This window comes from Leptospira barantonii (genome assembly GCF_002811925.1).
GTDB lineage: Bacteria > Spirochaetota > Leptospiria > Leptospirales > Leptospiraceae > Leptospira > Leptospira barantonii.
The window spans coordinates 188975-210489 of the sequence record NZ_NPDS01000009.1; the positions used below are offsets into that span (position 1 = coordinate 188975).

Consider the following 21515-nt stretch of genomic DNA (forward strand, 5'->3'; position numbering starts at 1 on the left):
CTTAGTATCTTAAGTTTTTAAACAAAGACACGAAATCGGATTAATTTTCTTCGAGATAAATCCGGATCGCTTCCTTCAAAACGCTAAGACCGATCGAAAGAGAATCCTCGTCGATATCGAATTTGGAACTGTGATGAGGGTGAACAAAACCTTTCGCTTCGTTCATGGAACCGACAAAAAAATAACAACCGGGAACCTTCATAAGGAACGCGGAGAAATCCTCTCCGCCCATGGACTTGGTATTCTCTTCGGTCACACTTCCGGAACCTAAAATGTTAAGCGAAGCCTTACGGACTACGTTCGCCATGTGTGAATCGTTGATCGTGGGTTGATTCGTTCTTTCGTAATGGATTGTAACATTGGCTCCGAGAGCGGACGCGATTCCGTTCACGACTCGTTCCAATTTTCCCGGAACTTCTTCGAACATCTTTTTGGAATACGTTCTTACGGTTCCTTTGAGTTCTGCGGTTTCGGGGATCACGTTAAACGCGTTTCCCGCGTGAAAACTTCCCACGGTAACGACGCAGGAATCGAGAGGATCCGTGTTTCTGGAAACGATGGTTTGTAACGCGCTTACGATTTGCGCTCCGACCACGATCGGATCGACCGTATGTTGCGGCATAGCGCCATGACCGCTGATTCCCGAGATTTTGATCGTGAACTCGTCGACTGCGGCCATCATCGGACCGTCTACAACTCCGACCTTACCGACCGGGATATGATTCCACACGTGAAGGGCGAGGGCCGCGTCTACTTTATATTTTTCTAATATTCCTTCCTCGATCATTTTGTCCGCGCCTTGTCCGCCTTCTTCCGCGGGTTGAAACACGAGCAAAACTTTTCCCTTGGGAAGAATGGATTTGATATCCTCTTTGATTTCAGTCGCGAGTCCCATCAGAATGGAAGTGTGCGCGTCGTGACCGCAAGCGTGCATAACGCCGTCGTGAACGGATTTATAATCCTTATGAGATTCTTCGAAGATGGGAAGAGCGTCCATGTCCGCGCGAACGAGCAATGTTTTTCCGGGTTTGCCGGAATCGATCAACGCGACGACGCCGGTTTTGGCGATCTTATCCTGGAAAGAAAGTCCGAGTTGTTTTAAGTGATCGATCACGAACCCCGAGGTTTGATCTTCCTCGTAACGAAGTTCGGGATGTTTGTGGATCTGTCTTCTGTAACGGATGAGTTCTTCGGTTCGGCCCGGATTCACTGTGAGTTTCATAATTCTTGGACCATTCTACCCTTAGGAAGGGTTTTCGGAAAGAATTTTAGAAACTTTAAATGACCCTCGAATACTCGGATAATTCCCGTTTCCACACTTGAGTTCCGCAATAATGATCGCCTTCGGGGCAATACGGTTTGACCTCTCCCTGAAGACGGACCCAGCACGGAGCCTTGATCCATTTCGCGATCTGAGGATGAACCTTCATCACATCGGTGAGTTCGTCTACGGATGCTTGGAAGATTTCTTCCTGAGCGTTGTAGCAGGTTCTGGATCTCCACTTGTGATGAAGATTGAGAAGATCCCCGCTTTCGTAAAAACGAATCGGAAACGCGTTCGGTAAAAGATACGTTCCGTATTCGGGGGAACCGCCTGCGTCGAGAAAACGATTCAGCTTTTCGAAAATTTGATTCAAAGCGGAATCGTATTTTTCTTTCAGTTCCGGATATTTCTGAACCACAAGAGGAGTGATGTAATCCGGTTGGCCCGCGTATTGGGACATGAGAACCGGTCTTCCGCCGGGAACCATTCTGTGTCTTTGATCCTGACTGTCCGCGGTGTGTGAAATTCTTTTTTGAAAAGAATATTGAACGTTAAAAAGCGCTCTTGTGATCGGACTCATTGAACTTTCGTTCAACGTGGAGGTGAGATGTTTATTCTTAGCCGGATTTAAAACAAGATCGATCGCATCTTGATCGTTCAAGGACGATTTAGGAATTCCTAATATAGATCGAACCGATTGTGCGAGAATTTCCGGGCCGTTCGAAGAATGAGAAACGAGTTTGGAATATCTTCCTCCGAGTTCGGCGTCGAATTCTTTTACGAATGCGGATGCGATTTCGGGATGATATTCCCGTTTGCCCGAACCGAACATAGAATCGAAGTATTTATATTCCGTGGTTTCTTCGAGAGGAATCGGATCGTCCATCTCGTCCGCGTACAGAGGATCGATTGCTCGAACCTGATTGACCATTTCCGTAACTACGGCTCTTTGTTCGTCCGGAACGTCATAAGAGTTCATAAGTCTGTAATAACGATGAAGGGTCAGGCCGTTGATGGAATGATAGAGATACGTATACGTTCCGAGCGGTAGCAGATAACGTGCCACTTCCAAACATTTCTTTTTGATCGGAGCCTGCCACTTGTCCGGATAATTCGCGCGGGCCTTGTAGATGTTGAAGTATTCTTCCTGAATGAACGGATGTAAGGTTTCCGTGTATGTGAAGTATGCCTGACTTGCGAAGTCCACAGCGTCGAGGTAGAGTTCCAACAGCTTTCCGCTGAGTTCCGACGGAACGTAGTAGTTCTCTTTTTTGACTTCCACGTATCTTTGGGAAACTTGTTCGGAGTTGTAGAACGGATGAGAATGTAAAAAGGACCAAACGAATTGTCTCGAAACCTTGTCGAGTGTGAAGATGAATTGTGGATGCTGACGCGTCGTAAGATGTCCGGCCTTTTTGGTGGATTTGGCCACGCGGTCGCGGATCTCGATCGACTTTTCCGACGCGGTCATGTCGGAAGGAAGTAGGATTCCCTTGGATGAATAGCAGGTCCTGGCCGTCGCGATTGCGAGATTGAACGGATCCTTGCTATGATCCAGAAGTGAAACGATCGGTTTTTGGGCTAACATCGGGGGTCTCCGGGCGGGACGGACTATGTCCCGTGTAGAACAATCCTGAGGGGAGAAAGTTCGGAGAAAACTCTTTTTTAACTCGGACTTCGCCCTACCTCTCGTAAATTTCCTTTCTGTGTCCGATCGCGATGACATGAACGATGAGTTTTCGATCTACGATATCGTAGATGATTCTATAATCGCCTTTGCGAATGCGAAAACCTTCTCTTCCTTTTAATTTTTTAGATCCGATCGGTCTCGGATTTTGGGCGAGGCCTTGAATGATCTGAATCAAAGAGTCGGCGATGTTTTCGGGAAGTTTGTTGAGTTGCTTTGCGGCGGATTGGGTAAGAAGAATGGAATATTCAGACATCTCGTCTTTTATTCTTTTTACCGGATCTTGCCTTTAAGAAGGATTGGAGCGGAATCGACTTTTCCCGTTTTGCTTTCACTTCGTCGTAAAGTCTAATGTCCTCAAGTTCCTGCAGGCTCTCGAGAATTTTTTTGTATTCCTGAATAGAAAGAACGACTGAAAGTTTTTTTCCTTTTTCATCGGTAATGTATTGAGGTTGGGAGTTCATACGTCTTTGATTGGATTGTATAAAAAATCTAGATCAAGAGAAATTTTTTCTCAGCGAAGAAAAAGAAGTTTGTCGGTCCAATCCTCTAATCGTCTGGCATTGTTTCTCTCTGAACTCTTGTTTTGTTCTTTAAACGCCTTTCGAGATCGGTGATGAACGGACTTTGCTAAACTTATTTCTTCTTTCCTTTTTTTGCCGGAGAAACTTTCTTCTTTTTTCGAACTTCCTTAGAATCCGATTCCGAAGAATCTTTTTCAGTCATGATTTCCTTAGGTTCATCTTGAAAGTGAGAATGTTCCGCGTGCGCATCCAACCATTCGTTGTTGTCATGAGAAAAATTCTGTCCATGATTTCCGAAGGCGCGTTTTTCCAAAAGTTTGCGTTTGGCGGATTTTCTTCTTTCCTGACTTTCATTCAGGTTCAAAAGATATTCCATTACTATTGGAAGTAGAACCCGCGAGAATACGGTCGCGACGATGACTCCGAAGATGACCACAGTTGCGAGAGGTCTTTGTACTTCGGCACCCGCCATCGTAGAAATTGCCATCGGAATAAACCCGACCGCGGCTATGATTTCGGTTGTCATTACCGGACGAAGAGAATGGATTCCTGCGAGATAAACAGCGTCGCTGATCGAGGCTCCCTTTTCCAATTCTTCCCTGAGAGTGGAGGCGTAAACGACCCCGTTCAAAACGGCGATCCCGCTAACCGCGATAAAACCGACTCCCGCAGGAATACTAAACGGAAGACCTCTGAATACAAGACCGATGATTCCTCCCGAAACCGCAAGCGGAACCACAATAAAGACGCCTAACGCGTAGTAGATACTTCCGAACGCGGCCATGAGCATAAAGAAGATGATCGCGAGCGCGATCGGAACGACTAACGTTAGACGCTCCTTTGCTCTTGTGAAGTTCTCGAACTGACCGCCCCAATCGGTTCTATAACCGGGAGGAAGATTTTTTTCGATTTCGGCTGTGGCCTTTTGCGCTTCGTTTACGAAACCGACGAGGTCTCTTCCTCGAATGTTGGTTTCCACCATAATTCTTCGCTTGAGAGATTCTCTGTAAATCGCCGCAGGACCTTCGACGAGTTTGATTTCAGCGACCTGACCGAGAGGCACCGTGGAACCCGTCGATGTAAAGACTGGAATATTCTCCACTTGTTCCAAATCGGTCGCGTCGATTTTCAGACGAACGACAAGATCGAATCGTTTAAAACCTTCGAATACCTTTCCGGTGTTTCTTCCGAGACGAAGCGCTTCCACCGTCGCGAGAATTTCTTCGGCTTGAACTCCGTAACGCGCCATGTTTTCGCGATCGACTTTGATCTCGACAAGAGGAAGACCGAGTACTCTTTGAACGCGTAAGTCTGCAACCCCGGGAACGGTTTTCAACTTGCCCGCGAACTGAGCCGCGATGTCCTTGAGTTTAACAAGATCGTCCCCGTAAATCTTGATGACCACGTCGGCTTTGGAACCGGAAAGAAGTGCGTTGACCCGGTTCTCGATCGGTTGAGACAAACTGATCGTACTCGAAGGAATAAACTTAAGAATTTCATCCTTCATCTTGTTCATGAGTTCGTCCCGATCGTCCGCGCTCGTCCATTCCTTGCGGGGTTTGAGCTTGACCATCGCTTCGCCTTCGTCCGTTCCCACGGGTTCCGCGGCGGATTCTCCCCGACCCATTCTGGAAACCACGCTTACGACTTCCGGAAATCTTTTTAAGACTGCTTCCATATCTGAGTTGGTGTCTCTGGAATAGTTGATCGAAGTGGAAGGAAGGCGTTTGATATCGACCGCGATCTCTCCTTCGTCGATTCTCGGTAAGAATTCGGAACCCAAGGTCGTTCCGATTAACAACGCGAAGACGACGATCCCGATTCCGGCGTAACAAAATTCCTTTTTGCGAGACATTCCGAAATCCAAAAGCTGTTTGTATTTTTCGGTGATGATGTCCCAATACTTGCTGTGATGAAAAACCGGATTCTTAAAAATAATACTCGCGGCGGCAGGAAACGTAGTTAGGGAGAACAAAAGTGCGGCGGCAAGTGCGAGTGCGACCGTGATCGCCATCGGCTTGAACATTCTTCCTTCCACACCTTCCAAACTCATCAGAGGAAGATACACGAGTAGAATAATCGCAACCGAAAACGTTGCCGCGCGACCGACTCGAACGCAAGCGTCCGTGATGATTTCTTCCGCGGCGAGTTCTCTGTCTTCGAGTTTTGTCTGCATCTCGTAGAAAGCGCGTTTCAAAATAAAACCGTGAAGAATCGATTCGAGCATTACGATCGTTCCGTCGACTAACAACCCGAAGTCGAGAGCTCCGAGGGACATCAAGTTTCCCACGATTCCGAACGCGTTCATAAAAATCGTAGCGACGAGCATCGGAATCGGAATCGCCAAAGCGACGAGTAACGCGCCCTTTACCGTACCGAGCGCGAGAATCAAAACGATGACGACGAGCACGGCCGCTTCCGCCAAGTTGGTGAAGATGGTGCTTAACGTTCTTCCGATAAACTCGGAACGATCGTAGAAGGTTTCGATCTTCATACCGGGTGGAAGCCTTTCCCGAATTTCTTCGATTCTTACCTTAACTCTTTTTACGACCTCGAGGGAGTTTTGACCCATGAGCATCATGGCCGTAGCTCCGACCACTTCTCCCTTGGAATCTTTTGTCACGAGACCGAAACGAAGAGCCGGGCCGATTTCAACTTCCGCGATCTGACCGAGTAAAAGAGGAATCCCGTCCCCTGCGGTTGTGACCGCGGTGTTCTTCAGATCCTCGATGGATTTATACTGACTTTCTCCGCGGATGACGATCTGTTCCGCGTTTTTGGAAATATAACCGCCGCCCGTGTTTTGATTCGCGGATTCGAGTTTATCATAAATTTGTGATAGAGTTAGGTTGTGAACCGCGAGTCTTCTCGGATCGATCTTCACCTGATACTGACGCACCTGACCGCCGATGATGTTTACGTCGATGATTCCTTCCACGGACTTCACGTCTCTGGAAAGTTCCCAGTCCATATACGTTCTAAGTTCTTCCGGAGAATGTCTGTCAGACGTTAATACGAACTCGTAGATATCACCGAGACCGGTAGCGATCGGAGAAAGTTCGGGTCTTCCGTAGCCGGGAGGGATGATCGCTTCCGCTTGTTTGATTCTTTCGTTCACGAGTTGTCTCGCGAAGTAGATATCGGTTCCGTCCTTAAAGATTACCGTCACCGAACTCACACCCGTTCTCGAGATCGAACGGATTTCTGTGACGTTCGGAAGTCCGGTGAATTCCATCTCGATTGGATACGTGATGAACTGTTCCACTTCGAGAGGAGAAAGCCCGGGAGAAGTAGTGACCGCGGAAACCTGAACGTTGGTCACGTCGGGGATCGCGTCGATGGAAAGAAAGAATGCGTTGTAGATCCCTACGAGCGTAACCATGAAGGTCAGCACCAACACGAGGGCCCTGTTTTTTATGGAAGTGCGGATCAGTTTATCTATCATGTTTGCGAACGGAGGTCAAAAATCTGTCGATATGGACAGGAAAGCCGTTTTAGGTCCGGGATGAAAGGTTTTTTTGGGAAGAATCTTGAACGAAACAAAGAGAAGATTTTTTTATAAATTCGAAACTTTGTTCGAAGAGAAAGGTCGGGTCGAAACGGAATTTTTCCGGAAGCTGAAAGAGTCTATTCGTTTTGCAAAGAGCGGGATTTGTAATCAATATGCAAAAAAAGGAATAGAACTCCATACTCGAAACACAACCATACCGGAGAATCCCGATACGGAACCGAAGAATACGTCGAATACGAAACGAAGATCAGAAACGACCATACGATCGGATAAACGTTCCCGGAAAAGATCGACGCGAGGAGCAACGGAAGAATGTACCAAGGATGAACGGTTGTAGAAAATAAAAGAAAGATCAAGTAGATCGTTTCGATCGTAGTAAACGACGCTTTTAAGCCGGTCGTATCCCGTTTTTGAAACGAAAAAATGGAAATTGCGACTAACGTGATTGCCCCGCAGAGTTTACCGGCCGCGTAAAAGTTTTCTCCGATCGCGCGCAAAAATTCTCGAAGAACGTAATACGCGCTTCCGTTGAATTCGAAAAGTTGAAAAAAAACGCCTAAACCGTCCGATTCTTGTTTGAGAATTCCTTCTCCCCCAAAAAAAAGTCCAAAGGCGCCTAACGCAATTCCTGCGGAACAGGAAACAAGAACGAAGAATTTTTTGCGTTTCCAAAATACAAAAAGGAAGAATGGAACGAGGATAAGCGGCGTGATCTTTGTCAAAATTCCGCAGAGAAAAAAGAATCCTAATGTTAAGAAGTCCGCAACCCGATCCGATTCCATCCATCGAACCGCAAACTCAACCGTACCTATCAAAAAAAACAAAAGAATCGATTCGGGATGTGCGTTCCCTCCGATCTCCAGAAGAACCAAAGGATTCATCCAATAGATCAAAGAATAAACGAACGGAATGTTTCTCTTTTTAAAAATAGAAAGTAAAAACAACAGAACGCCAAACTCCGATAGAAGAAGAAAACATTTCCAGATCAGAATTCCGATCTTAACGTTTTTCCAAAAAAGCATTCCGGTTGCCGAGATCCAAAATAAAAACTGAAGGATCGGCGGATAAACGGAATAGAATTTTAAAGAATTCATGTCGATTAACAATTCAAAGTAGATCGGTCGGAGCTCCAAAGGCGCGTCCATCCACGAGAATTCTTTTGGTAAAAATGAAAACGGGGAAAGTCCTTGGGTTAAAAGAAGACCGTCCCACAAAAAACGATAGACGTCCTCGGAAAGGATCGGATCGGAAAACAAAAGGATAACTCGGATCAAAAGACCAAAGCCGATCCAAAATCGAAACGGAATATTCAAAATATTGAATTGATTAAAAACACTCGAAAACTTTTGAATTCTTTGGAACGCGTTCGCTCCCTTTAAGACGAGCGAACTTTTTAAAAATCTTTTCGGAAACGATCTTGTGCCGACCAAGATCCAAACATATCCGACAAACGCCGGAACAATAGAAACGAGTAAAAGGGTTAGATTTTTTCTCTCTCCGAAATGTTGAAAGGCGAGGGAAGGAGCGAAAAGAAACGAAAAAACAAAAAAGTAAAAAACGATTCCTGAATATTCCGGTTTCATTTCGTAAATTGAAGTTTGCCGATCGTGTAAAGAATTTTCCAACCGGCCCGAATCGAACCGAGAACGGTTCCGCTCACTTTGGAATATCCGATTCTTTTTTTATAACTCACTCCGACCTCGGCGCAACGTAAACCGTATTTTGCGGCTTTCACCTGCATTTCCACAGTCCATCCGAAATTACGATCCTGCATATTCAATTTTCTTAAAGAATCCGACCGGATCAAACGAAACGGACCCAAATCCGTAAAACGAATTCCGTATAAAATCCGAATTAAAGTAGTGGAAAGCCAGTTTCCGAATTTTTGCACGGGCAACAAGGAGCCCTTCTCGGATTTTCCCAAGGTCCTCGAACCGATCACAAGATCCGCTTGAGAATCAAAAAGTCTTCCGAGTAAAAGAACAAGTTCCGCAGGAGAATCCGAATAATCCGCGTCGAGAAACGCGACCAAATCGGGAGGATTTGCGGATTGGAAAATTCTTTCCAATCCTTTGAGACAGGCCGCGCCGTAACCTCTTTCGCCTTCGTAAAGAACCGTAGCCCCGTGCGAAGATGCAACCAAAGCGGTTTTGTCCTTAGAACCGTTGTCGATTACGATGATTTCCTGAAGATTCAATTCTTCGATCGCATGAAGATCTTTTAAAACGAAGGGAATGGATTTTTCTTCGTTTAACGCCGGTATGACGACGCTGATCGAGAGAGAATTCACAACTTACCTTGTTTAGAAATTTTGAATAGAGTTTCCCGGGACGAAACGACCGTTTTTTTCGTGTTCAAATCGGTTTTGGATTCGTAAAACAGATTCGCAAACGGATAAAAAGATTCGATTCGTTCGAGTTTGGCTCCGATTTCTTTGGAAGCAAGTTTGGAATTCTTTCTCATGTGTTCCGCATTTTCTTTTGTTAAACGAACGTGTTTCATTCTGATAAAACCGAAACGGACGTTTTCAGTTTCCTTCCAGCTCAAACTCAAATCGATCTTTCTTTTTTCACCCGAACGGATTCGATTGTCCGAGACGAGTTTCGCTTCCGGATACCATTCCCAGGTTTGTCCGATCCGAATCGTCTCTCGAGAAACTTCACGACCGGATTCGTTGAACAAAATCGCTTCCACAAGAACGTGTCTTTCCGGATCTCCGGTAGGAACGGAATGTCCCGCAAATTTATTCTCCAACTCGAGTTGAACCCGAACGCTACGCGTTGTAAAATCTTTTTCGGACCAAGTCGGTTTCCCGATTTCCAAACCGGTTTTGTAACCTCCGTCCCAATGAGGTTCGAACAATTCGAACTTCTTCGGAACGCCGCCGCCGATAAACGTATGTCTGTGAGAATCGCGTGGACCGTTCGGGAAAGAATTCGGAACGATCTTACGATTTAAGGAAGGCATGTGACAACTAACGCAGTCCTCCTTATCCTTATGAATGCTTTCCTTAAATTCCTCGCCGGTTTTAAAATAACAAACCAGGGAAGAATTGAGTTTATAGTCTTGATTGTGACAGTCGTTGCAACGGGAATGAAGAGCTTCTTTGTCCTTCGTCACCGGATGAGGAGCGTTCGCTCCCGTTGGCCCAACAAGGATCGTGTTTCCGTTCGAATCCGATTTGAGATGACAGGTTCCACAACTGACACCTTCCTTTTCCCAGTTCGCATTAAATTTCGGATTAGAAACAAGAACCGGTTTAAACACGTCTCCTTCTTTGAGGTGCGTCGCGATCTCCTTTCTTTGACCGCTGATAGGAATATGACAGTTCAAACAAAGCCATTGCGGAGAATTAGGTTTGGTCAACTCGGATTGAAACTGTAAGTCGCTGAACGCATTCGCGTGTGTGGAAGTTTCCCATTCTTTATAGTGATCTTCGTGACATTGTCCGCAGTCCTTTGCGGTCAAACCTCCGATTCCGGGAAGGGAATCCCCGACGTTAACCGGTTTTGCCCAGGCCCGACCGGGAAAACGGTCTTCTACTGGGATTTTGTCCGAGGTTTTACCGCATACAAAAACACAAACAACCGTCGTAAAAACGGAAACAAGGATCGTAATTCTTCTATCGAATCTTAGAATATTCAAAAAATATAAAACTCCACGAATCTCCCTTACTTGCGGACAAGAGGAAAATCCTTTTCGTTGCCCGAGGACCATTCCCACATGGAACCCGCGTAATTTTTTGCGTTATAACCCTCGTTTCTAAGAATCGTGGTCACCCAAGCCGAACGGATTCCTCCCGTACAATAGGAGATCACGACGCTGTCTCTGGCGATTCCGAGTTCCTTGATCTTTTCCGAGATTTTTTCTGAGGAAAGAAGGGCGCCGTCCTCGTTTAAAAGATTTTTATAATATAGATGTTTGGCGCCCGGAATATGACCGCCTCTGGATTCTCCGTAAGGGGTTTCTCCCTGAAATTCCCTGTCTTCTCTAGTATCCAAGAACACATAACGTTTATTTTTGAGATTGGATCGGATCTCGAACGAGGTCGCGCTTAAATTGGAATCGAGTTGAATCTTAAAGGAACCGGTTTCTTTCGGTTCGCCCGAATTGGAAACGGGAGCGCCTAACTTCTTTAAGGCGGAATACCCTCCGTCCACGAGAAACGCCGAATGATGGCCCAGGGAACGAAGCATCCATACGATTCTTCCGTCCTCTCCCCAATTGTTTTTGGTTTCGCTTACAACCAAAACGGGACGATTGTTTCGAATTCCGTATGCTTCCAATTTCTTTTTGATCGCTTCTACGGGAAGTAGGTTGCCCTTGTGAGGAAGTTCTGAAACCGAAAATTCTTCCCAAGAAACGAAACGGGAACCCGTGATATGTTCCCGGAAAAATACGGAGCGGGGTCTCGTGTCGAGGACCAGACTTTCGGAAAGAATCGCTCTGGCTTCTCCCGGTGTTAAGATCCAGGATTCGGATTTTTGTGACCAAAGAAACGAAGGAAGGATTAAAATGAATGCAAATAGAATGTTTTTGAGTTTCATCATTTTCATGGACCTTTTCAAGAGGAAGCTCCTCTTCTTATAACTTAGAATAAAAAAGAATCTGGATTCTTTAGGAAAAACATTGAAAAAAATTCAAAAATCCTTCGCAAGTCAAAAATTCAATATAGCAGAAAATTTAATGTTATAGTAAAATAATTAAGTTATTGCAGAAAATAAAGACGATTATTTGGTTGAAAGCGAGGTCTATATAATAGATCTGTCGTTATCCAAGAGGGGGAATCTCATGATTCAAATCGGCAATTTTCCGGATTCGGTCAACGAATACGCGGCCAGATCGGTAGCCGGTCTCGTTTTTATTCTTACGTTAGCAACACTTTGGACCCAATCGGTTTGGTTGAATCTCGCATTGCTCTACGGGTTTACGGCGAGGGTTTTGTACGGACCTAAATTTTCTCTCTTTGCGAAGATCGCAATTCATGGTATCGTACCCTTGCTGAAACTGGGAAATAAAGCGACAGCCGGACCTCCGAAACGATTCGCACAATCCATCGGTTTTTTGTTCAGTTTGACCTCGTTGATCCTTCTGATTTCGGGTCAAATTTTTGCGTTTCAGATCGTGCTCGGAATTCTTTTGTTTTTTGCGGCCTTGGAATCCTTCGTCGGATTTTGTGCCGGATGTTTCGTGTTCGGATATCTGATGCGTTGGGGAATTATCCCGGAAGAAGTATGCGAGAAGTGTAACAATCTCACCTTTGCTCCGAAGAAAAGCGAAGGATAAACAAGAAATTGAATATAAAAAGCTAAATTAGAATTTTCTAAAATTACAAAAAAGGAATTACAATGTCTAAAGAGTCCTACTACGTACCGGAAGATCTCAAAAAATTCGGAAACATCGGAGAGTTTCAGCCCAATCTTGCGAAAAAGTTTTTCGAATATTACGGAGACGTATTCGCGGACGGAGCCTTGACCGCTCGCGAAAAATCCTTAATCGCTTTGGCGGTTTCACACGCGATTCAATGTCCTTATTGTATAGACGCATATACGACCGATACGTTGGAAAAAGGAGTGAGCGAAGCGGGTCTTATGGAAGCGGTTCACGTCGCGGCCGCGATCCGAGGCGGAGCTTCTTTGGTTCATTCCGTTCAGATGATGAATAAGGTCAAAGAACTCGGAATGTAATTCGTCCGAAAGGAGAAAGAACGCATAACGTGAAGTCCTTACAATCCAGAGGAAGCGAACTCGTTTCTCCAGAGAGACAGTTTCAAATTTTGAAGGAAGTATTCTCTCATAAGAATCTTCCTTCCTTTGCGGATCGACTGAAAAGTTCCGGTGTGGGCGACTTACGCCCCGTTCCCACGGAAATTTTTCAGATGAATCTCGGAAAACTCTGCAATCAAACCTGCAAACACTGTCACGTGGATGCCGGACCCGATCGAAAAGAAATCATGAGCAAGGAAACAATGCTTCATTGTTTGAGCGTTCTTGCGACGAGTTCGATTTCGACCGTGGACTTGACTGGCGGCGCTCCGGAGATGAATCCGGAATTTCGATGGCTCGTAACCGAACTCCGTAAACTGAATAAGAAAGTGATGGTTCGTTGTAATCTCACCATTCTTCTTGCGGGAGAAAAATACAGAAGTCTTCCCGAATTCTACGCGGAACAAAAGGTTGAGGTCGTATCCAGTCTTCCTTATTTCGAAAAAAGAAGAACGGATGCGCAAAGGGGAGAAGGGGTTTTCGAGAAGTCCATAGAAGCATTACAAAAGTTGAATTCTATCGGATACGGGGTCCCCGGTTCCGGTTTGGTTTTGAATCTTGTCTACAATCCGGCGGGAGCATTTTTACCCGGATCGCAAACGGATCTTGAAAATGAGTTTAAGAATTCATTGTATAAACAATTTGGAATACAGTTCAATTCCCTTTTTACGATCACGAATATGCCGATTTCCAGATATTTGGAATATCTACAGGAAAGCGGGAATTTGGAAGGTTATCTGGAAAAACTGGTGACCTCTTACAACCCGGTCGCGGCGCAAGGTGTAATGTGCAGAAACACTTTGAGCGTCGGTTACGACGGTTCTCTCTACGATTGTGATTTCAATCAGATGTTGGAAATGAAAGTGGAAGGAAACGTTCAAAACATCCGAGACTACGACGCGAATCTTTTAGAACAAAGAAAAATTCGAGTCTACGAACACTGCTACGGTTGTACTGCCGGTGCGGGCTCGAGTTGCGGAGGAGCAACGGCCTGAAGTAAGGGAGAATATTCCGCTTCGATCATTCCCGTTTCGTTTCTAAAAAGTTTTGTGATTCTTTCCAGATCTAAGAATTTTTCCTGTTTCGTTACGACCCGAGTTTGCAGGTTTTGATTGAAATGAAGAAACGGTTTTCCTTCTTTTTCCCTCGTATCGACGAAAAGATCGTGAGCGTGTTTTCTTTTATCTACGAGTCCGTTGAGTTCGTCCTTCAAAGAGGAAAAGTTTTCGAAAGAAGTTTGAAGCAAACTCGAATCCAAATCGAACCCGACGGAGTTTCTGCAATTGCCTATGGCCGCGAGCGTCGTCGTTCCGGTTCCGAGAAACGGATCGACGACCAAGTCTCCTTTTAAGGAATACATCAGTATGATTCTGTTGGCGAGTTCGAAAGGAAATGCGGCGCTTCTTTCTCTTCCTGCGAGGGAATTTAAGCCCTGTTTTTTTCCTTTAAAATCCCAAACGTCCGTGAACCAGGAATTTCTTTCCTCCCAGAAGAACGCACTTTCCGCCCTGGAGAGTTTATCCGATTTGGTCGCGAACTTTCGTTTATTATTTTTTCTGAATATTAGAATGTGTTCATGTTCTAGAGTTACATACGCTCCCGCAGGAAGCATTCCCGAACCGAGAAACTTATTCGGGGCGTTTGTCTGTTTTCTCCAAAGGATTCCGGGAAGGCTTTGGAACCCGATCGAATTGCAACTTCTGAGAATTCTCGCATGATTCATAAAAATTTGAAAGCCGAGGGAAGTGTTTCTGGTCGCGTCTCCGATATTGACGACGAGAAAACCTCCATCCTTCAAAACGCGAAAGGATTCTTTCCAAACTCGATCGAGTTCAAGATGCATTCTTTCGTAGGAATCGTTCGGATCGTTTTGAAAGTTTGCGCGGATCTGCGGAGAAAAACCGAAAAAGAGTTCGTCCCACATTTCGATCATGGGATAGGGGGGAGAAGTCAAAACGAGATTCACCGATTCCGATTCCAGAGGAAAGGTTTCCCTGGAATCTCTACGTTCTATTTTGTGAATCGTTCGCTTCATAATCTATACAATAGGATCCGAATGTCCTGGTTCTCTGTCCACTCAAAACGATCGTTGAAACGGAAACCTTTCCGATTTCATTTTGAGACGATCGCGGGAATCCTTTCTTGGATCTTTTATATCGTTTTGTTTTTGTATTGGGGTAGGACCTCGGGTAAAACGAATCTGATTCTTTTTCTGGGAATTTATTCACTACTTCTTGCGATTTCGTTTTATCCTTTATGGGCGGGTGCGGGCAAGAAAGAAGGAACTTCTCGGTCGGAACGCAGATTGAAAGCCTCCGGGATCTGGTTTTGGGGTTTTATGTTTCGCATAACGTGTGTATTTATCTTTCCGGTTTGGGAAGACGACTGGGCTCGGTTTCTTTGGGACGGTTTCGTGACCTTGGAAACGGGAACTCCATACGGAAAACCTCCTTCTCTCTTTTTTTCCGAACCGAACCTTCCTTCTTGGAGCGCAGAAATTTTAAGTAGAATCAACCATCCCGACGTTCCTACGATCTACGGTCCCGTTCTGGAAGTTTTGTTTTTCGCGTCTTCGTTTTGTTTTCCGGGTTCCTTGGTTGGATTAAAAATATTCTATCTCGGTATCGAAACAGGCTTTTGGTATTTTTTACAAAAACACATTCCAAAAAAAGAATTTAGAATTCTATATTGGTGTCCTCTTCTTGTGATCGAAACGTTTGCACAAGCGCATCCCGATTTTTTGGGTTTGCTTTTGATCGCGGGCGCGTCCGTTTTTCATTCCGGGAAAAAGAATCTTCTTTCCGCGGTTTTGTTGGGGCTTGCCTGCGGAGTAAAAACGTTCGGATGGATTCTACTTCCGTTCTTTATCATTGGGAAGAATCGAATCCGTTTTCTTTTCGGATTCGTTTTCGCGTTCACGATGCCCTATCTTTTCTTTTGGTTGCAGGGGGGAGTGGGGGGAGACGGACTTCTTGCGTTTCTGAAAGGATGGGAGTTTAACGCTTCCTTATATTCCGTATTTAAGGTACTGTTCGCGACCTTGAATTTAGAGTCTTCGTTGTGGGCCGGGGTTTTGTCCTTGGGGCTCTGGGGAATATTCGGAATTTGGAATATTCTTTCCTACAAAAACGGAAACGCAAAAGCGATCTCGAGTTGTTTTCTTTGGTTTTTTATATTCTCGCCGGTGGTCAATTCCTGGTATTTGCTTTGGGCGCTCTTTCACTGGGTGAAATATCCGATTCTTCCCGGAGTCATTTTTGTATGGGTTGTTCCGCTTTCCTACATAGCCGGGAGAACGTTATCCGCGGAAGGATCGGGTTTACAGCTCTATGAAAACCCGATTTCCGTACGGTTTTTAGAGTATTCTCTGGTCTTCTTGGGACTCTTTGCCCAAAATATTTGGAAAAAAGACCAAAATCTTATTCAATAAATCCAATATATGTATCAGTTGTGTATGTTATATTGAAATATATATTGACTTTCTAATATCTTGGATAAACTTTTCAACTGGTGGGTCCCAATGGGATCTGCCCTAACTCTAACTTTCTCTGAAAAAGACCCTATTCTATCCCGGGATTCCCGGGTTTTTTTTAGAATCGACAGGTGGTGTTCCATTGCAAACGATTATGGCTCGTAGTTTAGAAAATCAGAATATATCAAATCCACCCGAAAAAGCGCCGGATGATTTTTTGACCAGTTTTCTGGGTGATAAGATTCGAAAGCGCAGATTGGAACTCGGTCTTTCCATGGAAAAGGTAGCGCAGATCGCTCAAGTAAGTCGGGGAATGCTCGGTCTCATCGAGACCGGTAAAACGACTCCGAGTATCGCGATTCTCTGGAAGTTATCGAAGGCGTTACGAACTCAGGTTGCGGAATTCTTACCCGATTTCTCGTTACATGGGCCTAAAATCCTTAGAAAGGAAGAATCTAAAATTCTCACCTTACACAAGGATAAGCTCAGTGCTCGCGTTTTGCATCAGGACTCGGAGAATCGAATGGAATTTTTGGAAGTCACTCTGGCTCCCGGAAGTTTTCCTCTTCCGGTCTGGTTTCAAAAGCAAAAGATACAAACGGTTTCTTTGGTTCAAGGCGAGGTCGGTTTTGTTTTTTCCGGAAAGAAGAATCTACTTTCTCCGGGCGACACGGCCGTTTTTCTCGCACAAGATCTCCAAGAAATTTTCAATCCTTCCACATCCAAAGCCGTTCTGTTTTGGATTAGCTCCACTGCTAATTTATAAATCCGCCGCGTTAGTCGCTCCTTGCAAATTATATTGAACAGCTTGCAAATAAGTTGTTCAATATAATAAAAATTATTTCCGTTAAAACAGAATTACGTTGAGATTCAAACCAACGTTTCGATTGTTGGGTTAAATCCTTTGGGAACTAGAAACCCCGCAGGAAAGAAAACTAACGTAAGGAAAATAACCATGAATCGCAAACTTGGATTATTCGGAATAGTGCTGGCTGTCGCGGGGTTTCTCGGAACCTGTAAGCCATCCGAAGGTAAGAACGATAACAACATTCTGCTCGCGCTCGCGGCGATTGCGGCTAACGGAGTGAAGGTCAACACTGCGGCGGAACTCGCGGTCGAGTCGAACGATAACTACGACAAAAACGAATACGGTTTAGTGACCGCAACCACGATCAAACGCTGGAGAAGCGATTGGGCGAATCAAAAACCGGCGTCGATTTCGGGTAACTTGATCATTCTTCAATCGACTCAAGGTTCGGTCGCAGGTCAGGAATTTGTTAAACCGACATCGGGCGTTTATGTTTATTCATGGCCGAACGGCGGTGGAACCGATATCAACTTCAGACAAAAAAGAAACAACGGTCTTTTTGACAACGTTCAAACCGGTCTTCCCGACGGTGCAAGAACCGATCTGTTCTTAAAGTTATATCGGATCGACTTGTCCAAGGATCTTGTAGTGTTCGCTTCCGGACAGGACACGGGTGCGGGAACAGCCGCGAGTCCAAAGGGTGGAACCTATCAAACTCTCGGAAGAGGTTACTACTGGCTTCGTTATTGGGGCGGGGATTCTAAACACGTTGCGGTGCTCGACGGTCCGATCGATACTCAATTCTCGGCCGCTGAGTTGACAGCATCGGGATCGGAAAGTTTACCTCCGAACGACGGAACCTATTCGGTTAAGAATTTACGAAACGTGGATAACTCCGTTCTCGTTCAACCCGTTGAGAACATCATCAAGATCGTTCGCAATCCGAATTCACACGGCGTAAGCGGTCTTACTTCTTCCGTTTTTATCGCGGACGCGAGACACAACACCACTTCCACGGAAAGAGAATTTGTCGGTACGGCGGATGGAACGGGTGCCAATGAAATCGAATCCGGTAAGAAAGCTCTTACCGAAGGACATCTAAAAGGCGCATTTTTCGCCCCTTGGCTTCAAGTGATCGATCAGACCACGGGAAGATTCAAATCCAAGGCCGCGTTAGCCGCTCTTTGGTCCAATCCCTCCGGTTGGGGACACGCCGAGAACGGTTCCGTAAGCGGTTATCAACAAGGTCAAACATACCTTCACTATTGCAGAACGAACGCAAGATCCATGGTTACGGGACTTTCCACTTTTGTAATATTAGGAAGACCTACCGTATTCTATGAGAATTCGTTCATAGAGTGGAACGGACTTTCGGCGAATCATCCCGATCCGACCAAAAGAACTCTTCCTTCGGGATCTCCGTTCGCAACGGACTCGGTGGATTTAACCGTGAGCACGGGCGGAACGGGCGGCGGACCAACCTTCAACGCGGCGAACGCGGCGAATTACAAAGCGGTGGTCAATCCGAACGCGACAACTTCCCGTCAGACCCTGATCGACGATTGGAACTACAAGATACAATAATCGTTGTTAGGTTATTTTTAGAGAGCGGCGTCCCTTCGAGGACGTCGTTCTTAAAACGTAAAAACAGAAAATCATTCGGAGAAATAAAAGTGAGACAAATCGTAATTTTAACTTTGATATTCGGCTTAACAAGTATTTGGACCGGACCTTCCTTTGCGTCCGGAGGTTTTAGCGGGGGCGGGGTGGCCCAAATTCCGAAAGGAAAGGACCGTGAAAAATACCATCTCGGTAAATCGGTCTACAACCGCGAAATCGAAATTCCAACGGAGGCCGATCCTTCCAAAACACAACCGCAAAAGATCCGTTTGGAATATCTCCAAGGTTCCCTTCCCAACAGCGAAAAACAAAGGGTAAATCTGGAGGAGCTCGCGGGCAAACTCACCCAGGAACAATTGGATTCTCTCGAATATTTCGTGAGCGTTCGTTTTAACGTTAAGTTGGAAGAAAGGAAAGAATGATTTCGGGTTCGTTCCGTTCTTCCGTTTTCAATCAAATTTAGTTTTTATTATATTAGGTATTTAGAATGAATTATAAGATTCTATGGGGAGCCTTGTTGTTCTCTGCCGTTTCGGCTTTGAATGCACAACAGGCATGGTCTCCGTACGAAAGACAGCTTTGGGTGAGAACGATTTTTATACACTCGGAATACGATTCCGCGTTTCTTGCAAACACAAAGGCGAATTACGACGATAACATTCGGATCAACACCGGAAACATCGTGCTTGAATACGGTATCACGGATCGGCTTACGATCGATTTCGGAACCGGCTTCGGCAAATTGGGAAGGGCAAAACTCGTGGATCGTTACGGAGGTCTGATGCAGATTCCCGAAAACGCGGATAAGTACGGCTACTTGGATACAAGACTCGGAATCCGTTATAAGATCGTCGACGAATTCGATCATGACAAGTGGTGGATTCCCACGATTTCGGTGCGTGCGGGTGCGATCAAAAAAGGGGATTACGATCGTAATCCTCAATCGCTCGGAGACGGTGCAAGCGGCGGAGAACTCAACGTTTACCTCGCGAAAGATTTCGACTTTCACGGACTGGGCGCGTTAGGCGAACTCAGCTATCGGAAACGGGAGAACCCTGTTCCCGAGGACATTCTTTATTACTCTGGAATCTACTTAAGATTTTTTGAAAGTTTCTTTTTTACGGTCGGAGCGAGAGGACAAAAAGGACAAGGCGGTTACGCGTTTGCGGACCCGAGACAGGCTCCTCCTTTGAACTATCTCAACCTTACGGTTCCCGATACGATTCCGGGCGTCAATCTATACGACCTCTGGGTTCAAAACGAACGTCCCGCTTGGGGAAGAAGGGAAGACTATCATAACGCGGAAGCGTCCCTGGGATATACGGATTCGTACGGAAATTTTTACAACCTGTATTATTCCCAGACATACGCGGGTTACAACACCGCAAAACTGCAAACGATCGGGTTTATCGTAAATTTCCCGTTCAACTTATAGGAGAGACGAAAGTGAGAATTCTAAAAATATTTTATTCTATATTTATAATATTGTTTGTTTTGTTCGGGTGTAAGGGGAAGACCAGCAATTACGATTTTATACCGGCGGCCCTAAAGATTCATCTTCCGATTATTTTAAAAGTCAATACCGCGGAGGAGTTGGCAAGTCCCTCCGCGGAAGATTACAATCAAAACGATTTCGGTTTGGTGACTTATACAACGATCAATCGTTGGACTCAGGATTGGCAGAACCGAAAACCCGCGGGTGTGTACGGAAAGTTATTCATCTTTCAAGTGCAAACGAGCGGGGTTCCTTCGGGTCAATATATCTTTCCGAAGGCGGGGAGCGGAGTAAACGTGTATCTTTTATCGGATGCGGATGCGATCTTCGGACAAACTCGAAACAACGGTGTAATCGACACCGAAACGATGGTTCCTCAAGGATCGCAGATCGATTCTTTCCTAAAAAAATACGGAATCGATCTCCAAACGGATCTTGTGGTTTTTGCGGCCGATACTCCGACCGCTTCCAACGTACAACAATCTCTTCGCGGTTGGTATGCTCTCCGGTATTGGGGAGCGCCCGCAAAGAGTTTAGCGATTTTGAATGGAGCCGTATCGTATCACGCATCGCTTGGAAATTTCTTTACGACCGTTTCCGTTTCCGCAATCAATCCGAGCGGAGGCAAAGGGGTGCAGACTCTTTTGACGGACAATACGATCTTACAGGCAACGATCGCGGACGTACTTCATATCGTACGAGAGGGGAATACGAATTTTTTGAAAGTGACTCCGATTCCGAGCAAGGGAATTTTTATAGTCGATGCAAGATCGACTGCGGAATACGGTGGAACGGCTTCAAGCACGGCGGGACCTTCCGGAAAAACCTGCGCGACTCCACCTTGCGTGACTCCGATCGAAGGTCATATCAAAGGTGCGGTGAACATTCCGTTTGCGAATTTGCTCGTCGATACTACGGTGAGTTTTCAATTTAAAACAAAGGCTCAGATCAAAAACGTTTTCGACACTGCGGGATATCAAAACGGACAAACCGTGGTTACGTATTGCAGGACCAACGTCCGATCTACGATCACTGGATTCGCGGCCATATCCATCATCGGAGTTCCGACCCGTTATTACGATGGATCTTGGATAGAATGGGGTTCGCTCGCAACGGACAATCGCAACATCAGCGACGATCAAAAATGGTCGAACCTAGGCGCCGTATCTCCGTGGAGAACCAACCTCAGCGCGGTTACGGATAACTTGACTTTGAATCCGGATGCGAACGTGGCAAAGTATAGTTTTACAACGGCTCAGTCCTTTTCGAGAGGTTCCAGTCAATTGATCGACGAGGATAAAACCTATCTTATCACGACCAGTGGTTCGAGTTCCGGAAGCGGGGGCGCCGGTGGGGGTTCGAGCTCGGG

19 protein-coding genes are annotated in these 21515 nt (G+C 45.6%); 9 read left to right on the forward strand and 10 right to left on the reverse strand.

Going from position 1 to position 21515, the window contains the following annotated elements:
• Window positions 1-40: 40 nt before the first annotated feature.
• From CH367_RS18730 to CH367_RS18770, 9 genes are all read right to left on the reverse strand, one after another.
• On the reverse strand, window positions 41-1222 hold the full coding sequence (locus tag CH367_RS18730; protein WP_100764013.1) for a M20 metallopeptidase family protein: 1182 nt from the start codon (window positions 1220-1222) through the stop codon (window positions 41-43).
• Between the two features lie 55 nt (window positions 1223-1277).
• A complete protein-coding gene (locus CH367_RS18735) occupies window positions 1278-2852 on the reverse strand; it encodes an FAD-dependent thymidylate synthase (protein ID WP_100764014.1) in 1575 nt (524 codons plus the stop codon).
• Window positions 2853-2946: 94 nt separating this feature from the next.
• A complete protein-coding gene (locus CH367_RS18740) occupies window positions 2947-3207 on the reverse strand; it encodes a type II toxin-antitoxin system RelE family toxin (protein WP_100764015.1) in 261 nt (86 codons plus the stop codon).
• A complete protein-coding gene (locus CH367_RS18745; RefSeq protein ID WP_100764016.1) occupies window positions 3200-3415 on the reverse strand; it encodes a hypothetical protein in 216 nt (71 codons plus the stop codon). The genes CH367_RS18740 and CH367_RS18745 overlap by 8 nt, the downstream gene beginning before the upstream one ends.
• Before the next feature lie 172 nt (window positions 3416-3587).
• Window positions 3588-6920: an efflux RND transporter permease subunit gene (locus CH367_RS18750; RefSeq protein WP_100764017.1), complete on the reverse strand. Its 3333-nt coding sequence runs from the start codon at window positions 6918-6920 to the stop codon at window positions 3588-3590.
• 182 nt (window positions 6921-7102) lie between these two features.
• Window positions 7103-8416, reverse strand: a complete 1314-nt coding sequence (locus CH367_RS18755; protein WP_244284633.1) for an MptA/MptB family glycosyltransferase — start codon at window positions 8414-8416, stop codon at window positions 7103-7105.
• 149 nt (window positions 8417-8565) lie between these two features.
• Window positions 8566-9276 carry a glycosyltransferase family 2 protein gene (locus CH367_RS18760; protein WP_100764019.1) on the reverse strand — a complete coding sequence of 237 codons (711 nt, stop codon included), beginning with the start codon at window positions 9274-9276 and terminating at the stop codon, window positions 8566-8568.
• On the reverse strand, window positions 9273-10631 hold the full coding sequence (locus CH367_RS18765; protein WP_165783334.1) for a multiheme c-type cytochrome: 1359 nt from the start codon (window positions 10629-10631) through the stop codon (window positions 9273-9275). The genes CH367_RS18760 and CH367_RS18765 overlap by 4 nt, the downstream gene beginning before the upstream one ends.
• A gap of 26 nt (window positions 10632-10657) precedes the next feature.
• Window positions 10658-11542: a sulfurtransferase gene (locus tag CH367_RS18770; protein ID WP_100764021.1), complete on the reverse strand. Its 885-nt coding sequence runs from the start codon at window positions 11540-11542 to the stop codon at window positions 10658-10660.
• Window positions 11543-11777: 235 nt separating this feature from the next.
• Between CH367_RS18770 and CH367_RS18775 the strand changes: the two genes are divergently transcribed.
• The 3 genes from CH367_RS18775 to arsS all read left to right on the forward strand — a co-directional run bounded on the left by CH367_RS18775 (window position 11778) and on the right by arsS (window position 13746).
• Complete coding sequence (locus CH367_RS18775) at window positions 11778-12272, forward strand: DUF4395 domain-containing protein (protein ID WP_100764022.1); 495 nt, start codon at window positions 11778-11780, stop codon at window positions 12270-12272.
• A 62-nt stretch (window positions 12273-12334) separates the two neighbouring features.
• Window positions 12335-12673 carry an arsenosugar biosynthesis-associated peroxidase-like protein gene (locus CH367_RS18780; protein ID WP_100764023.1) on the forward strand — a complete coding sequence of 113 codons (339 nt, stop codon included), beginning with the start codon at window positions 12335-12337 and terminating at the stop codon, window positions 12671-12673.
• A gap of 29 nt (window positions 12674-12702) precedes the next feature.
• Window positions 12703-13746 (forward strand): arsenosugar biosynthesis radical SAM (seleno)protein ArsS, encoded by a 1044-nt coding sequence (arsS, locus tag CH367_RS18785; RefSeq protein WP_100764024.1) that lies wholly within the window; start codon window positions 12703-12705, stop codon window positions 13744-13746.
• On the opposite strand, the gene CH367_RS18790 is transcribed toward arsS, so the two are convergent.
• Complete coding sequence (locus CH367_RS18790) at window positions 13695-14786, reverse strand: DNA-methyltransferase (protein WP_100764025.1); 1092 nt, start codon at window positions 14784-14786, stop codon at window positions 13695-13697. The two genes, arsS and CH367_RS18790, sit on opposite strands and share 52 nt — an antisense overlap.
• A gap of 54 nt (window positions 14787-14840) precedes the next feature.
• Here CH367_RS18790 and CH367_RS18795 point away from each other — a divergent pair, with 54 nt between their 5' ends.
• The 6 genes from CH367_RS18795 to CH367_RS18820 form a co-directional block, all read left to right on the forward strand.
• Window positions 14841-16181: a glycosyltransferase 87 family protein gene (locus CH367_RS18795; RefSeq protein ID WP_100764026.1), complete on the forward strand. Its 1341-nt coding sequence runs from the start codon at window positions 14841-14843 to the stop codon at window positions 16179-16181.
• A 259-nt stretch (window positions 16182-16440) separates the two neighbouring features.
• On the forward strand, window positions 16441-16989 hold the full coding sequence (locus CH367_RS18800) for a helix-turn-helix domain-containing protein (RefSeq protein ID WP_165783335.1): 549 nt from the start codon (window positions 16441-16443) through the stop codon (window positions 16987-16989).
• A gap of 189 nt (window positions 16990-17178) precedes the next feature.
• The gene (locus CH367_RS18805) at window positions 17179-18615 is read left to right on the forward strand and encodes a rhodanese (RefSeq protein WP_100764028.1); all 1437 of its coding nucleotides are present in this window, start codon (window positions 17179-17181) and stop codon (window positions 18613-18615) included.
• Between the two features lie 98 nt (window positions 18616-18713).
• A complete protein-coding gene (locus tag CH367_RS18810) occupies window positions 18714-19073 on the forward strand; it encodes a hypothetical protein (protein WP_100764051.1) in 360 nt (119 codons plus the stop codon).
• Window positions 19074-19138: 65 nt separating this feature from the next.
• Window positions 19139-20086: a hypothetical protein gene (locus CH367_RS18815; RefSeq protein ID WP_100764029.1), complete on the forward strand. Its 948-nt coding sequence runs from the start codon at window positions 19139-19141 to the stop codon at window positions 20084-20086.
• A gap of 158 nt (window positions 20087-20244) precedes the next feature.
• Window positions 20245-21515, forward strand: a 1271-nt coding sequence (locus tag CH367_RS18820; protein WP_125226146.1) for a sulfurtransferase, incomplete at its 3' end; no start/stop codon positions are given.

Excerpts from the sequence above, each read along its gene's own strand:
- CH367_RS18740 (WP_100764015.1), bottom strand. The coding sequence starts at position 3,207 with ATGTCTGAATATTCCATTCTTCTTACCCAATCCGCCGCAAAGCAACTC.
- CH367_RS18780 (WP_100764023.1), top strand. The coding sequence starts at position 12,335 with ATGTCTAAAGAGTCCTACTACGTACCGGAAGATCTCAAAAAATTCGGA.
- CH367_RS18750 (WP_100764017.1), bottom strand. The coding sequence starts at position 6,920 with ATGATAGATAAACTGATCCGCACTTCCATAAAAAACAGGGCCCTCGTG.
- CH367_RS18745 (WP_100764016.1), bottom strand. The coding sequence starts at position 3,415 with ATGAACTCCCAACCTCAATACATTACCGATGAAAAAGGAAAAAAACTT.
- CH367_RS18805 (WP_100764028.1), top strand. The coding sequence starts at position 17,179 with ATGAATCGCAAACTTGGATTATTCGGAATAGTGCTGGCTGTCGCGGGG.
- CH367_RS18730 (WP_100764013.1), bottom strand. The coding sequence starts at position 1,222 with ATGAAACTCACAGTGAATCCGGGCCGAACCGAAGAACTCATCCGTTAC.
- CH367_RS18815 (WP_100764029.1), top strand. The coding sequence starts at position 19,139 with ATGAATTATAAGATTCTATGGGGAGCCTTGTTGTTCTCTGCCGTTTCG.
- CH367_RS18775 (WP_100764022.1), top strand. The coding sequence starts at position 11,778 with ATGATTCAAATCGGCAATTTTCCGGATTCGGTCAACGAATACGCGGCC.
- CH367_RS18770 (WP_100764021.1), bottom strand. The coding sequence starts at position 11,542 with ATGAAAATGATGAAACTCAAAAACATTCTATTTGCATTCATTTTAATC.
- CH367_RS18735 (WP_100764014.1), bottom strand. The coding sequence starts at position 2,852 with ATGTTAGCCCAAAAACCGATCGTTTCACTTCTGGATCATAGCAAGGAT.
- CH367_RS18790 (WP_100764025.1), bottom strand. The coding sequence starts at position 14,786 with ATGAAGCGAACGATTCACAAAATAGAACGTAGAGATTCCAGGGAAACC.